Annotated in this window: 12 protein-coding genes; 3 read left to right on the plus strand and 9 right to left on the minus strand. The window is 68.1% G+C overall.

The window, feature by feature from the left end; all coding sequences use genetic code 11:
• Positions 1 to 125: 125 nt before the first annotated feature.
• The 8 genes from LWJ43_RS21275 to LWJ43_RS21310 form a co-directional block, all read right to left on the minus strand.
• Positions 126 to 335, minus strand: a complete 210-nt coding sequence (locus LWJ43_RS21275; protein WP_277333811.1) for a hypothetical protein — start codon at positions 333 to 335, stop codon at positions 126 to 128.
• A gap of 66 nt (positions 336 to 401) precedes the next feature.
• On the minus strand, positions 402 to 1907 hold the full coding sequence (locus tag LWJ43_RS21280; RefSeq protein WP_277333812.1) for an ATP-binding protein: 1506 nt from the start codon (positions 1905 to 1907) through the stop codon (positions 402 to 404).
• Positions 1908 to 1933: 26 nt separating this feature from the next.
• On the minus strand, positions 1934 to 2386 hold the full coding sequence (locus LWJ43_RS21285) for a DUF6238 family protein (protein WP_277333813.1): 453 nt from the start codon (positions 2384 to 2386) through the stop codon (positions 1934 to 1936).
• 42 nt (positions 2387 to 2428) lie between these two features.
• Entirely contained in the window at positions 2429 to 3901 is a 1473-nt protein-coding gene (locus LWJ43_RS21290; protein ID WP_277333814.1) for an SCO6880 family protein, read from the minus strand.
• Between the two features lie 148 nt (positions 3902 to 4049).
• A complete protein-coding gene (locus tag LWJ43_RS21295; protein WP_277333815.1) occupies positions 4050 to 5477 on the minus strand; it encodes an SCO6881 family protein in 1428 nt (475 codons plus the stop codon).
• Between the two features lie 27 nt (positions 5478 to 5504).
• Positions 5505 to 6194 (minus strand): hypothetical protein, encoded by a 690-nt coding sequence (locus tag LWJ43_RS21300; protein WP_277333816.1) that lies wholly within the window; start codon positions 6192 to 6194, stop codon positions 5505 to 5507.
• Positions 6194 to 6502, minus strand: a complete 309-nt coding sequence (locus tag LWJ43_RS21305; protein WP_266621993.1) for a DUF6112 family protein — start codon at positions 6500 to 6502, stop codon at positions 6194 to 6196. The genes LWJ43_RS21300 and LWJ43_RS21305 overlap by 1 nt, the downstream gene beginning before the upstream one ends.
• Positions 6503 to 6584: 82 nt before the next feature.
• A complete protein-coding gene (locus LWJ43_RS21310) occupies positions 6585 to 7718 on the minus strand; it encodes a C40 family peptidase (RefSeq protein ID WP_277333817.1) in 1134 nt (377 codons plus the stop codon).
• A 575-nt stretch (positions 7719 to 8293) separates the two neighbouring features.
• Between LWJ43_RS21310 and LWJ43_RS21315 the strand changes: the two genes are divergently transcribed.
• The gene (locus tag LWJ43_RS21315; protein ID WP_277333818.1) at positions 8294 to 9046 is read left to right on the plus strand and encodes a DNA-methyltransferase; all 753 of its coding nucleotides are present in this window, start codon (positions 8294 to 8296) and stop codon (positions 9044 to 9046) included.
• Between the two features lie 86 nt (positions 9047 to 9132).
• Here LWJ43_RS21315 and LWJ43_RS21320 read toward each other — a convergent pair whose 3' ends face one another.
• Positions 9133 to 9420 (minus strand): hypothetical protein, encoded by a 288-nt coding sequence (locus tag LWJ43_RS21320; RefSeq protein WP_277333819.1) that lies wholly within the window; start codon positions 9418 to 9420, stop codon positions 9133 to 9135.
• 376 nt (positions 9421 to 9796) lie between these two features.
• On the opposite strand from LWJ43_RS21320, the gene LWJ43_RS21325 reads away from it, so the two are divergent.
• Both LWJ43_RS21325 and LWJ43_RS21330 read left to right on the plus strand, forming a co-directional pair.
• A complete protein-coding gene (locus LWJ43_RS21325) occupies positions 9797 to 11935 on the plus strand; it encodes an ATP-dependent nuclease (protein WP_277333820.1) in 2139 nt (712 codons plus the stop codon).
• A complete protein-coding gene (locus LWJ43_RS21330; protein WP_277333821.1) occupies positions 11928 to 13418 on the plus strand; it encodes a UvrD-helicase domain-containing protein in 1491 nt (496 codons plus the stop codon). Before LWJ43_RS21325 ends, LWJ43_RS21330 begins: the two co-directional genes overlap by 8 nt.
• Positions 13419 to 14031 lie beyond the last annotated feature (613 nt).

Consider the following 14031-nt stretch of genomic DNA (forward strand, 5'->3'; position numbering starts at 1 on the left):
GCTGCCGGAGGTCCTCGCTGACCGGCCCCTCGACGTAGTCGGCACCGTGGGCGGCGGCACGGACTCCGGCCAGGACCTCGAGGCCGTAGGTGAGGAAGACCTCGACGTGTTTCCACGCCTCTGCGTCACGGGTTCACTTTGCCGTCCGCGTAGCCCTTCTCGTCGATGGGCCAGCCGTCCTCGTCGCAGAAGGAGTCCGAGACCGCGTCCCAGGCGTCGAATGCCTGCCTGATGCCGTCGGCGGCGGAGGAGAGCGCCGGGATGTGCTGCCTCCATGCCAGTTGATCGGTGGCCGTCAGGGGCTGGCCCTTATCAAAAGCAGGATAAATGGGCATGATTGGTCCTCGTTCTTGTGCTGGCGTCTGCCAAGAGGGTGTTAGCGAGCAGACGAACCCACGGGCTTATGCCGACATGCGGGCGTCGGTGTCGAACAGTTCGCGCTCGGCCGGGTGCAGGATGTGCTGCGTGATGAAGGAGCGGCCTGCGACTTTCCACAGGCCTCGGCCCTTGGTCAGGGCGGAGACTGCCTGGGTCTCGACGCCGGTCAGGCCGAGCAGTGAAGCGGCTGCGGCGAGTTGGTCGGGTTCCTGGCGGTAGATGATGCGGGTGGAGCAGTCGGCGAGGAGGCCCTCCGCCAGCACCCGGCCGCGTGAGCCGGCATCGCCTGCCGAGAGCAGATCCGACAACCGGTGGATGACCATGAGGTTGGCGATGCCGAGGCCGCGGGAGAGTTTCCACTGGGACTGCATGCGTTCCAGCAGGCCGACGTGCCGCATCACGCGCCACGCTTCGTCGTAGATCACCCAGCGTCGGCCGCCGTCAGGGTCGGCGAGTGCGGATTCCATCCACGCCGAGGCGCAGGTCATGGCCAGGACCAGGGCGGTGTCGTCGCCGGAGCCGCCGAGGCGGGAGAGATCGATGGACAGCATCGGGGTGGCAGGGTCGAAGGTCACGGTGCTCGGGGCGTCGAACATGCCGCTCAGGTCGCCGTGTACCAGGCGGCGCAGGGCGTGTGCGAGGTCCTGCGCGGCAAGCCCCATGTGGCCGGCCTGGTCGCCGAGGGCCCGGTCGAGGCGCTCGGGGGAGCTGAGGGCGTGGGCGATCTCGCCGAGCAGCGGCACCGTGCCGTCGGCGTTGGCCTCGGCGACGACGAGGTCGAGCGCGAGGTCCAGGGCCGTGTGCTCCATCGGCAGGAGATCACGCTTCAGCACGGTACGAGCGAGGCCGGCCAGGAGCAGGAGACGGCGCTTTCGGACCTCGGTCGACCAGTCGTCCTCGCTCACCGACGCCGGCCGGGCCGGAGCGTCCAGAGGGTTCAGCCTGCCGGGGAGGCCCGGCCCCAGCGCGATGCTGTAGCCGCCGAGAGCTTGTGAGACGGCCGTCCACTCGCCCTTGGGATCGCAGGGGACGTAGACCCGGTAGCCGTGGGCGATCGCCCGGGTGGCTATCGACTTGGCCAGTGCACTCTTGCCCATGCCGATGATCCCGGCCAGGACGGCGTTCGGGTTGGTGAAGCCCTCGATCCTGCCGCTGTTGTACAGCGAGAACGGGTCGTAACAGAAAGCTGCTTCGGCGTGTACGTCGCGGCCGATGAAGATGCCCTCCGCGCCCAGGCCGCCCTCCGCGAGGAAGGGGTAGGCCCCGGACACGGTGGCGGTGGTCATCCGGTGGGCGGGCAGGCGCAGTTTGCCGCCCCGAGCCGAGGAGGAGCCGGGGCGCCCGGACGACGGGAAGACCGGGCGCAGCTCCGGATCGAGGAATTCCGCGGCACGGTGCTTGGGCGCGGCGCCGGCCAGGCGCGCCTGACGACGGGCCTCGGCGAAACCGCTTCGGGCGGCCCGCTGCTCGGCACGGGTCGCCTTGCGGGGGACGAACAGGTGGGAGGCGCTGGCGCGGGTGCGGGGCATGAACGTTCTCCAAGTGGAAGGCGGGGTTAGTGGCGTACGAGGCCGGTGAACGGTGCGTGCAGGTCGGCAGGGGTGGTGCGGCGGCGCACGAGGCGCGCGGTGCGCTGGTGGCGCTGGCAGACGGTCAGCTCGGGCGCCCCTTCGGGCAGGGCGGCCCGGCACGCCTCGGGTTCGGGCACTTCGCCGGAGTCCGGCCGGGGCGCCGCGTGGTAGGCGGTGTGGATGTGGTCGGCGGCCTGCCAGGCCCTGGTGAGGGCGGCACGGAGGGCGTCGCCCTCGACAGGGACGAGCTGTCCCGTGCGGGAGGCGTGGGCGTCGAGCAGTTCGTACAGCGAGACGAGATGGGCGTGCAGGGCGTCCAGCTCGGGGCGGGTGGTGACGAGCGGACCGCCCGGGAGGTTGAGCGCGCGGTGGAAGTCGAGCGCGGCGGTGGCGAAGGGCACGAAGTCCTGCGCGGTCGTACTGGCGGTGCGGGACATGCGGGCGCTCTTTCACAGGAGAGAAGGGGACGAAGACCGGTTTCAGACGGTGCGGGCGAGCGGCATGGCGGCGGCGGTGAATGCCTCGGCCTGCTGCCAGGTGAGCGGCCGCAGATCGAGCTGGGCGCCGACGGCTGCGGTTTCCACGACCGCGCAGGCGGAACGCAGTTCCTCCTCGGAGTCGGCCGAGACGGTCAGCAATCCGGTCAACGCGACGTCCGCGTGCCCTGCGATGAGCTGGCGTTCACGGGACTTGATGTCCTGGTACTCGATCGAGTCCGCCTCGGAGTCGACCTGTCCCCGCCGCGTCCGTTCCGCAGCATCCGCGATCACGCTGGCCTTCCTGCGCTGGACGTCACGCAGGGCGGCGTCCAGGCCCTTCGGCTCGTACGACAGCGACAGCGTGCGCCGTACCCCGGCGGTGAACAGGAGCTGGTGCAGGAAGCCGACCGAGGTTTCGGTGCGGGGCCAGTTCTCTATCCAGTACGTGGCGTGGACGGCCGAGTCGGTAGCGATGTGGTCCGCCTTCTCGACGACCACGACCGGGCCGGCGGCAGCGGGCTCTGCCTCGGGGCGGCCGCTGACCGACCAACGGTCCAGTGCGGAGAGCGCCTTGGGGTCGTACGCGGTTCGAACGACAGCCGCGATCTCGCGAGCGGTGAGCCAACCCGTGGGGTTGAGCCCGGCGGTCCGTGCGGCCTGGTCGAATGTCGAGGTCAGCTGGCCCAGGACGTTGAAGGACCCGGTGAGACCGCCTCCGGCCTGGTTGATCAGACGGCGTGCGGCCTTGGCGTCCAGCGACACCGCGACATACGCCTCATGCGGTGCCGCGGCCGGGCCCGCGCTCTGGATCAGCTCGCTGTAGATCGCACCGGCCACGGGGGTGTCGGGTCGGCCGTGCTCCTCCCAGTAGCGGCGCAGCGCGTCGCCGGAGTCCGGGACGGTGCGCTCGATCACCTGGATCCTGGCTACCTGGCCGGTACGGGCCAGAGCGGCCAGGGCGCGTCCCCAGCCGCTGACGTTGGCGTTCTGAGTACCGGGGTCGAGCAGAGCGTAGGCGCGGGAGGAGACCTTGACGACGGCGGTCAGCGTGCCCGTGTGCGGGTCGTGGACCGCGCCGTAGCGGCGGTCGGGTGCGGTGACCACACGCAGACTGGCCGCTGTGCCGGGCAGGTGGAGGAGCCCTTCGCGGACCGGGTGGTGCGAGGGGCGGGTGAGCCAGACCAACTGCTTGCGCAGCCGGCGGACCACGTATCGGGTGACGATCGGAGTCCAGTCGGCCAGGGCACGGCCTCGGTGGCGGACGAAGACGAGAAGGGCGATGGCGGCCCATACCGGAATGAGTTCGAGAGCGCCGACCACTCCGCGGGCGAGGATCACGGAGAGCAGGAGCAGACCGGCGAGGCCGACGATGATCAGCTGCGTGGCGGTCAGGCCGAGCAGGATGCCGCGCCTGCTGCGGTGCGGGAACTTCACGGTGGCCGTGGTGGTTTCGGCCGGGGGTTTGACGGACATGGCGGTTCCAGACGGTGGGAGCGGACGGAGGGCGAGGTGTGCGGTGCTCTTCTTCTGGAGGACACGGCGAGGCTCCGTTTCTCCTGGCCGGTGGTGCGAGGGGAGCGGGGGCGGGCTGTGAGTGCAGCCCGCCCCCGGTTGTGGTTGGTCAGGAACCCGAGGGCGGCCGGGTGGGTTGCTGTATCCAGCTCGTCGGCGTCGGGGAACCGGTCGCCGACGGCTCCGTCGAGGACGGTGGCGGTGAGGCAGGGCTGCTCGGTCCCTCCCCGGGCGCAGGGCCGGCGGGGGACGCGGCACCGGCACGGACGACGCTGCTGACCGGAGCCGACGTGCCGGCGAACCGCGCACCCGGGGTGCCTCCTTCGGCCCCCTCCGTTTCACCCTCGCTGGGCCGGGTGACGAGCGGCGGGATGCCGGAGCGCTGGATCAGGGCGCGGCCCTTGTCGCCGGAGGCGTTCGGGTCCTCGCCGTAGCGGAAGCTGGTCCGCGGCTTGGGCGGGCCGGAGTCGATGCCCTCCTTACTGAGGTTGCCACCGGCGGGGTTGATGCCGGAGGCGACACCGTCGGTGCCCGCACCAGGTACCTGGCTCGGACCCTGCGGCGAAGGGGCGCCTGCGCCGGTGCCGACCCGCATCGCCATGCTGCCCGCGGTCTTCGCGGCCCCCGCGGCGACCGCCATGCCGGCGACGCCGGTGCGGTGCAGGTTGTCATGGCCGCCGCCGTCGCTCGCCCAGTGGACGAACTTGTACGTCGCGTACGGGCACAGCAGGACCAGCACCATCACGACGATGCCGGCCATCGCGTCGGACAGGGCAGCCATGCCGTCGTGGGCATCCGACTTGCCCATCGCCGAGACACCGATGAGGAAGACCACGGTCATCAACAGCTTCGAGACGACCAGGGTGGCGGTGGCCTCGATCCAGCCGCGCCGCCACCGCTTGGCGACCTCCCAGCCTCCGCCGGCCCCCGCGAAGACGGCGAGGGAGACCATGACGAGTACGCCGACCTTGCGCGCGACCATGACGCCCCAGTACAGGAACGCGCCGATCGCGCATCCGAGGGCGACCATGGCTGGGACTCCCCAGCCGAGGCCATACATCGCCCCCAGTTCGGTGACCTTCACCACTCGGCGGATCGCGTCGTCGACCGAACTGTTGGCCGCTTGGAACAGGCCGTCGGACAAGGCGTCGACCACGGTGATGGCGACGGAGGTGAAGGCGATGGCACAGAAGCTGAACAGGACACCGGTAATGGTGCCGATCGCTGCCTGGGCCAAGGCTCGCTCGTCGCGTCGCCAGGCCGCGAGCATCAACTGGATGCAGAACGTGCCGACGGTCAGCGCGAGCCCGATGGGCAGCAGCAGTTCGTAGTTCTCCCGGAACCACGACGCGTTGAGGTCGATGGCGGTGGTCGCGTTGACGGTCCTGGCGGCGAGATCAGCCGCGCTGGCGGCCAGTTCACCCATGGACTTCGCGATCCATGCCCCGATGCCGTCGGTGACGGCCCCGGCGGGGTTGGTGGCGAAGTCGACAGCGCCGCAGACCTTGTCCATCAGCGGAAGGTCGCAGACTCCCATGGTGGTACCTCCTTTCCGGGCTGGGGATCAGGGCGCGACGGACGGCATGACGCCGGCCAGGGCGCAGGGATGGTCGGGCCGGCACTGGACCGCGAGGGTGGTGACGCGGTTCTCCGCACCACCGGCGGGCGCGCCGTTCCAGGCGATCGACTGCTTGCCGGAGACGGTCACCGCGTAGACGTACGCCTGCGTGATTGTCCCGGGGGCCGCCTGAAGGGCCTGGGTGAACGCGTCCGGGAAGTGCCCCTCGTTCACGGTCGCGGTGGCGAACTGGCCGTTGGCGGCCATGTTCTTCCACAGCACGGGCGAGGGAACGACCGCGTCGACCGAGTCGCGGTCGGCGTACTTGTTCTCGGTGGTCAGCCACCCGTGCAGAGAGGTCAGCAACTCCGCCTGGGAGTACGCGCGGGTGTCGTAGGACCACAGAGCTGTGGCGGCTGCCTTCCCGAACGCGATCGGATCGTGCGTGTCCGGTGGGACCGGGAGGGCGGCGGAGCTTGTGATCGGCGACGGCGACCCGGCCGGCGAAACGGCCGGGGCAGAGGGGGAGACCGAAGTCGTCTGATTTGCAGGGGGCTTGGCGGGTTCCCTGCCGTCGCGGGTGAGGTAGGCGGCCAGACCGGCGAGGGCGACGAGCACCACCAGGACGGCGGTGCCGAGCAGCGCCCGGCGGCGCACGCTCGATACGCCGCCGGGGTTCGAGGAGCGGGAGGACATCAGCGGACCTGCGTCCCCAGCGTGCTGAAGAACGCCACCACACCGTTCGCGGCACCCAACAGGAGCGCCGCACCGGCGCTGACCAGCACACCCTTCTTGCCGTTGGCCTCGGCCTGGTGGCCGCCGGAGTGATGGCCCCACGCCCACACGCCGGCACTGACGGCGAGCGCGCCGACCACGGCGATGATGCCGAAGAGGTTGATGGAGCCCATCACCTGCTTGAGGACGGCGAGGCCGGGCAGCCCGCCCTCGTTCGGCTTGATCCCGGGGTCGTAGGCGAGCTGGACGACCTTGTCCGCGAGATACATGTAAGAACTCCAGTTCGATTCAATGCGCGTCAAAGCCCGAGCGGGCGGAGCGAGAGCGGAAAGAGGGCGGAGGAGGGGCAGGTCAGGCGACTCGGCGGGCCGCGAGGATCTGCGGCTTCCAGGACGCGAGGGTCGTGATGCGGACCACGTCACCGGTGTGGGGGGCGTGAATGATCAGGCCCTGGCCGATGAACATGCCGACGTGCTCAGGAGTGCTGACCGACCCCTCGGTGAATAGGAGGTCTCCTGGCCGGAGAGCATCGGCCGATATCGACTTGCCGTCCTTGACCTGCGTGTACGTCGTCCGAGTCAGGGTGACCCCGGCAGCCTTGTACGCCTGCTGCATCAGCGAGGAGCAGTCGCACCGGCCCATGGGGTCCGGCCCATGGGCGTCGGTGCAGCTGCCGCCCCACTGATACGGGGTGTCGAGCTGGCCGAGTGCCCAGCGGATCGCTGTCTGGACCTCGCGCGGAGCGTCCGCGGGAATCTCGTACCCGTCAGGCACCGCGCCCGCCGGAATGGTCCCGAAGTCGGTGCCGTCCCCGGCCGTCGTGCAGCCGCCCGCCAGGCCGGTGGGACTACCCGAACCGGACGGCGAAGGAGCCGTTGATGCTCCGTCGGCCTTCGGCAGCAGGGGCTCGATCGCCTGCTGCAACGCGGTGGCCAGTGGCTCCCACTTGGCGTAAGCCTCCGGGAAGCCGGACCTCTGCACCGCCTGAGCGGCCTGGGTGACAGAGAGGGACTGCCAGCCCGAGACCTTCTTCAGCCCCTCGTAGAACTTGGTCGAGGCGTGCACCGGGTCGAGGATCTCGTTCGCGGTGCCCCACCCCTGCGACGGACGCTGCTGGAACAGTCCCAGCGAATCGCGGTCGCCGTAGGTCAGGTTCCGTAGTCCGCTCTCCTGCAAGGCCGTGGCCAGGGCCGCGACCTGCCCACGGGCCGGAACGTTCATCGCGACGCCGGTGGCCTGGATCGTCTTGGCGTTGGGCACCTGCTCCGCCGGATCACCCAGTCCCGGCACGGAGACCGCTTCCTTTCCGCCGCCGTCCAGGATCGCCTTCACCTGAGCGGCGACGGCCGAGGTATCCACAGGCGGTGTACCGCCTGCAGAGCAGGAGGCCGAAGCCGCCCCAGCGCCGATGGCGAGGATCGGAACCGCCAGCAGTAGCGGACCGGCCGCGAAGAGACCGACGACGGCTCCGGTGGTCTTTTTCATCGGAGACACCGCTCACCGAGACGGTGATACCGGCCGGACAGCGTTGTTGGGTCGGGACGCGGGGGTATCAGGCCATGCTGCATCGCAGCGGCTCCTCGATGTTCGTAGGAGGCGTGGTGCCGGCTTCTCGTGCAAAGCTGCCGGCACCACGCCGATGTGAATCCGCCTCACAGGGCGGGCCCAGGCCACAGGAGTTGGTAGCTCCCGGATGCTGGTCGCAATTAATGGGCGGCAGCCCGCGCTCGTAATCTCAGGCGGAACACCGGATCTCCTCACCGCTTCAGGAAAGAAGGGCCAACGGGATTGCCACGTTGCTCGCCCGAACGAGACAACACGGATAAGCGCAGGTCAACGGGTACGAAACGAGGTTCCGACCTGGTGACGTGGCGAGACAGTAGACCGGGATTCCGGCCGCACCAAACGGTTCCCGGGCCCGACCCAGTTGCCTGAAGCGGCTCGTTAGGTGCGGCCGGAACTCGCGGTTAACCTCCGGCGCAACCCCGCTCGAAGCGACTGCTGTTGAACGCCGTCCGGAGCGGGCGCAGTCCTGCCGCGCCCTGAAAGAGGACCCGCACATGAGTTACACGCTGCACCGAGGCGATGCCCTTACCGTGTTGAAGTCCCTCCCGGATGAGAGTGTCAACGCCGTCATCACCGACCCGCCGTACAACTCCGGCGGGCGCACCAGCTCGGACCGCACCGGCCGCACCGCGCGAGCCAAGTACGTCACCAGTAACTCGGCCCACGACCTCGCCGACTTCCCCGGCGATAACCGTGACCAGCGTTCCTACCGATCCTGGCTGACCGAGTTGCTCACCGAGGCCTACCGGGCGGCCACCGAGCATTCGGTCGCCATGGTCTTTACCGACTGGCGCCAAGAGCCGACCACCACGGACGCCCTGCAGATGGCGGGGTGGACCTGGAGCGGCACGATTCCATGGATCAAGCCCTCCAGCCGACCCCGGAAGGGCGGGCCGAAGCAGGATTCCGAGTTCATCATCTGGGGGGTCAAGGGATCCCTCGACAACACCCGCGACCTCTACCTCCCCGGCCACTACATCGCTTCCCAGCCCCGCAAGGGCCGCGTTCACATCACCCAGAAGCCCGTCGAGGTCATGCAGCAGCTCGTACGGATCTGCCCCGAAGACGGCGTCATCCTCGACCCGTTCACCGGCAGCGGCTCCACGGGCGTCGCAGCCCTTCGCGAGGGACGCCGCTTCGTGGGTGTCGAGCTGTCCTCGCACTACGCCGACGTCGCCGAGCAGAGGCTCCGCGCCGAGTTGGCGAAGAATGACTTCGCCTTGGCCGGACCGGAGGCCTCAACATGAGAGTGAAGAGAGCCCGGGGCCGGGGAGAAGTCGAAGGGCGGCTGGAGCATCGAGGAAATGATGTTCCAGCCATCCTTCTTGTTGCGTCAGTCCGCCCCGAAAGCCCGTCGGATAAAGACGCCGCCCTTTCCAGGTCCGCCGCGGAGGTGAGCGCACCTCCAGGCCCCCGGTTGCCAGATGGCCATACCGCGCATGTCCCAGGTGAAGCCCTCCTTCAGCGCGACCAAGTCCGGGTCGAATCTGAGATAAACCAAGATCGTTCCGTGTTGCGGGCGGAAGATCACCGACGCCACGTTCATCAGCCGCCGGTAGGCGATGTAGTGCCGCAGTGGCGCCACCTCGACCTCGCCCCGTGCCGTGAGCACCTCGTCCACCTCCGCGTACAGGTCTTGCAGGCACGCGGGGACAAGGCCAACACCCGCCAGTGAAGGAACCACCGTTGCCGTCAGCGCGCTGCAGACTGCCGCGTCGGGAAGCAATCGATACGGGAACAGACGTATTCCAGCTGGAGACCGCTGATGTGGGTGCGGCTGCGAGGTTCCCGCGGTCGAGACCAGTTTGGCGCCTTGTTCCCTTGAGCTCGGATCCACCGCCATCCCGGCGGTGGATCCGAGCTCAAGCGATTTACCCCTTCAGGGAATTGCCAGTGGCATGGATGATGACTGTTGTCGTGCTGGTTGACCTGTGGGGGACATGGTGCACCTGAGTCGCATTGCGGTCAGCGGTTTCCGGGCAAGCGCGGAGGAGGCTATGACCTGCGACCTCCCCGGTCGTTTCAGTGCGCTGATCGGAGCGAATGGCGCCGGTAAGACGACCCTCACAGACGCGCTCTACTTGGCCCATCCCACCAGCCGCTTCCCGGTCCTGCCGAGATACGGATCCGCCGCGCTTGCGCCGGAGAGGTCCACCCGCACCATCGAGGTCGCCTACGAACTGGGCGACAGCCTCGACGAGGAGGGGCCACTCGGACGCCGACTGCATGTGGTCGACCACCAGCCTCTTGGCCAAGTCGCCCAGAGTTGGGGCGTCACGCTGAACCGTCGGCTCGGCGGCGTCGTCGCGAAGGTCGTAAGTGCGCACGGCAGGACCCTGGATCTGGACCCGCACAAGTTGATCTATCTGCCAGCCTGGCGCCATCCACTGGATGAGCTGGCGCGCCGCGAGGCAAGGATCCTGGTGGAACTGCTCCGTGCCGAACAGCAGCGCCTGAACGACACCCGGAACCTGGTGGGCCTCCGAGCGCGCGCCTCCCAACTGCTTGAGGAGCTGGCCAAGGAGAGCATCATTGACGCCGTCGAGAAGAGGATCGGCGGATACCTCACGGATCTGTCGGCCGGGGTGGACCGCCAGTGGCCGTACATTCGCGGTCAGGTCATCGACGACACCTACCTGGCCCGCGTACTGGAAGTCATGCTCGCCGTCATGGAGGGACGCAGGTTTGCCCGCCCCCTCGAAGTCTCCGGGCTGGGATACGTCAACCTGCTGCACATTGCCGTGACTCTGGCGGCGATACCGGACTCTCCCGAAACTCCGCCGGGGGAGGCCTGGCCTCCCCCGGACGCTCATGATCGGCCGTCTCTCACCGAGGAGGAGCAGATCCAGCAGGCGACCCTGAACCTCGAACAGGCACAGGCCGACGCCGATGCGGAGGAGGACTCCTTCTTCGGCATGAAGCCCTTCCATGCGACGGTCGTCATCGAGGAACCCGAGGCTCACCTCCATCCGCAGTTGCAGCACGCTCTCGCCCGTTACCTGCGCAGGACCGTCAAGAAGCGCCCCGAACTGCAGGTCATCCTCTCCACCCACGCCCCGGACGTCATCACGGCCTGCGCCCCGGAGGAACTCGTCATCGTGCGCCGGACGGCGCGGGGAAGGGTCTGCCGCGCAGTTGCCAATGTCGTACCGAAGAAGGACCGCGCCGTCACGCTGCGGAAGACACGGCTTCACTTGGACGCGAGCCGGTCCGCCGCGCTCTTCGCCGAACGCCTGGTGCTGGTCGAGGGCGTCACGGATGCCGCCATAGTCCGGGAATTCGGCAGGACGTGGGCCGGCGCGGATACGCGCAAGCACTCCTTCATCGACGCGCTCAGCATCGTGCATATGGGCTGGAAGGTCGGGCAGTGGCCGGTGCATCTGCTGGCGACCCAGGGCAGTGAGCTGTGCACCAGGCTGGCGGTCCTCGTCGACAGCGATCTTCCCTTCGAGAGCGAAGAGCGCAAGAAACCGAAGTGGCTCGCCGAACATGACCAGTCAGTCGTCGACGCCTTCGTCAGTCACCCGACCCTGGAACCGTCCATCACCGAGGGTAACGAGTACCTGATGGAGGCCGCTTTGAATGAGGTCGGGCTGAAGGTGCCGGAGGTGACGGCCCTGACCGTGCACGAGCTGTTCCGCAGCGCTCGGAAGGCCAAGGGTGAGCAGCCCGCTACTCCGGCGGGGCTGGGTTCCAGTAAGAAGGGAGACTTTGCGCTGGCTTTCGCCGGTCTCCTCGCGGAGGCCAACGAGGCGAACCTCGGGCAGGTGTCGAACTCCCCAACCGTGCCTGAGCACATGCGCCAGCTGTTCGAGTTCCTCTACACGCCCGACGCGGCTGGTGAGGACGGCTCTGAGTCAGAGAACGACCCTTTGGCTCCTCTCGACGAGCCGGACTGGCTCGCGGTAGCGAAGGAGGAACGGGACAGGGGTGACCAACCCGCCGAGGACATCGAGGACGTCCACTGGTGGGACGACGAGGAGAAGAAAGAGAGTGACTGGTCGGCCGGATACGAACTGCCCCCTGGTGCTCCAGAAGCGGACGCGCCGCCCTGGGATGAACTCCTTCTCCAGCGCCCTTCCCGCAGGGGGGCCTTGCCAACGGCCGCACCTCGAACGACGGGTTCCGATGAGTAGCCGCCAGCCTGGCAGATCTGTCCTCACGCCGGAGCAGCTCCTCGTTGCGGCGAACCCTCACCGCCTTCTCTACGTAGAGGCGCTCCCAGGCTCAGGGAAGACGACTGTCTTGCAGCAACGCTTCGGCCTGCACCGCTTCGCGCGTACGGCTGACCATCGGGCGGTCGTGGCGGTCAGCTTCACGCGCTCGGCCACCGAGGAGCTACGCAGCCGGGTGTACCGGCAATGGGGCCCGCCGGCGCTGACCTGGCCCCATCGCATCGTTACCCTCGATTCCGTCCTGAACGACCTGCTCACCCACCTCCTGCGGTCCCGGGTCCTCCAGTGGCCGGGTGGTCATGAGGAACTGGAGGTGCTGGACACATGGCCGACACACCTGCCCACCACCCGAACGAAAGCGAGGCCGGTCCTCCGTCTTGCGGGTACCCGTGTCGTTACCACCTACCAGCAGGTAGACGAACCGAAGTACCACATCAAGCCGGCGGACTTCTCCTTCACGATCGGGGATGGGCGGTGCACCCACGAGAATGTGCGTGAGGTCCTGTGTGACGCCCTCGAGGCCGAGGACATCCGCGCCCGCGTCACGGCCTACTTCGCCACAGCGATCAGGTCCTTGCTAGTCGACGAGGCCTATGACGCGAACGACCTGGACGTGGAGATCATCCGCGTGGCGGCAGACGCAGGACTGGCCGTCACCCTGGTGGGAGATCCCTGGCAGGCCCTCTACGCCTTTCGTGGCGCCCGCCCGGAGAGCGTTCACCGACTCCTCGGACTGCTGGAGTTCGAACGCGGCGAACTCCGGACCACGTTCCGATGGCGCGACAGCGCGACCCAGACGGCACTGACTCAGGGATTGCGCCTCGGGCAGAGCACGTTCCTCCCCGAGGGAGCGGCGAAAGACGTCAATGTCGTGCTCGCGCGGAAATGGCAGTCTCTGTGGGACTGCGATTCTCATGTCCTCCCCTTGGCTACCGCCAAGTGGAGGATGGGGCCGCTTCAGAAAGCCTTGTGCACCTTGCTTCTTAACGAACTCACCCAGACGGCCCTCCGTCTGCCGGCCTTGTTCCTCCCAGAGGCCTGGACCACTCTGGGCATCAAGGAGGCCGAAATGTTGGAGGAACTGCGTCCGACTCTGCAGAGCACACTCCAACACCTGGCGGGCCAGGACGATCTTGGCGAGATTTGGGCTGCCTTGGTACGTGCCGTGGTCGCTACAGGGCGCGTCGAGCTGCCGAAGAGGAACAAGCTGACACCGCGCAAGGCTCTTGGTCACCTGCGCACGCGCCTGAACGTCGAGCACGACCGCCTGATACTCGGCCTGACCTGTCACCAGGCGAAGGGCAGGGAATGGGACAGGGTCGGAGTGCGGCTGGAGGATTTCGACGTGGCCGCCCTCCGCGAGGGCCTCGACTCTGGCGACGAGAGCCACCGCGCGCTCTACGTCGCACTCACCAGAGCACGACACCTCAGTGTCAAGGTGTGAGGTTTCTTGAGCCCCGGGCAGGCCCCTGTTCGTTCGCCTCTCCGATCTGCGCGGGTGTACAGCCGATGGCAGAGCCCATCGGGCGCATCCACTACCCAAGACGGAGCGTCTCATCAGGTGTGCTCTGCGTCTCACCGCTCTGTGGTCACACCCCTCTTTTGGACAGTGGGGGGCAAATGGTGCGGCTGGACGACGCCCCGTTTTGGCGCCCGGCTATGGGTCCTTGCGGCCGTTGGCGATCCGAGAAGCGTTCTCCCGCCGGGTGGTGGCTTGGGAGGCCTCTGCCCACGCGACGCCGACTTCGTCTCGTGCTGACAACCCTCGAGGACGCTCTACCGATCACCTGCCACCGCCATGGCCCATGCAAGCCGGGGAGTAGTCGCGTCCCTCGCCCCGGACGGGGCCTCCGCGGCAAAGGAGGGCCTGATCTCATGAAGGCAAAACGCCCTGGGGCAGGTAGGTGCCTCTGGTCCGACGCAGTTCGGCGGGTGGACGTCATGCCGCAGTAGATGAGAGCGCCCGCCGACAGGAGAATGGCAAGGAGGGGTAGACCTGTCTCAAGCGCATCGCGGAGGCCGAGATGCTCGGCTTTCAGCGGGTCGAGCGAATATTC

Source organism: Streptomyces sp. JH34 (genome assembly GCF_029428875.1).
GTDB lineage: Bacteria > Actinomycetota > Actinomycetes > Streptomycetales > Streptomycetaceae > Streptomyces.

Bases quoted from the DNA above. Each gene is read 5' to 3' on its own strand.
- LWJ43_RS21275 (WP_277333811.1), bottom strand. From the start codon at position 335: ATGCCCATTTATCCTGCTTTTGATAAGGGCCAGCCCCTGACGGCCACC.
- LWJ43_RS21295 (WP_277333815.1), bottom strand. From the start codon at position 5,477: ATGGGAGTCTGCGACCTTCCGCTGATGGACAAGGTCTGCGGCGCTGTC.
- LWJ43_RS21330 (WP_277333821.1), top strand. From the start codon at position 11,928: ATGAGTAGCCGCCAGCCTGGCAGATCTGTCCTCACGCCGGAGCAGCTC.
- LWJ43_RS21315 (WP_277333818.1), top strand. From the start codon at position 8,294: ATGAGTTACACGCTGCACCGAGGCGATGCCCTTACCGTGTTGAAGTCC.
- LWJ43_RS21300 (WP_277333816.1), bottom strand. From the start codon at position 6,194: ATGTCCTCCCGCTCCTCGAACCCCGGCGGCGTATCGAGCGTGCGCCGC.
- LWJ43_RS21290 (WP_277333814.1), bottom strand. From the start codon at position 3,901: ATGTCCGTCAAACCCCCGGCCGAAACCACCACGGCCACCGTGAAGTTC.
- LWJ43_RS21285 (WP_277333813.1), bottom strand. From the start codon at position 2,386: ATGTCCCGCACCGCCAGTACGACCGCGCAGGACTTCGTGCCCTTCGCC.
- LWJ43_RS21310 (WP_277333817.1), bottom strand. From the start codon at position 7,718: ATGAAAAAGACCACCGGAGCCGTCGTCGGTCTCTTCGCGGCCGGTCCG.
- LWJ43_RS21325 (WP_277333820.1), top strand. From the start codon at position 9,797: ATGACCTGCGACCTCCCCGGTCGTTTCAGTGCGCTGATCGGAGCGAAT.
- LWJ43_RS21280 (WP_277333812.1), bottom strand. From the start codon at position 1,907: ATGCCCCGCACCCGCGCCAGCGCCTCCCACCTGTTCGTCCCCCGCAAG.
- LWJ43_RS21305 (WP_266621993.1), bottom strand. From the start codon at position 6,502: ATGTATCTCGCGGACAAGGTCGTCCAGCTCGCCTACGACCCCGGGATC.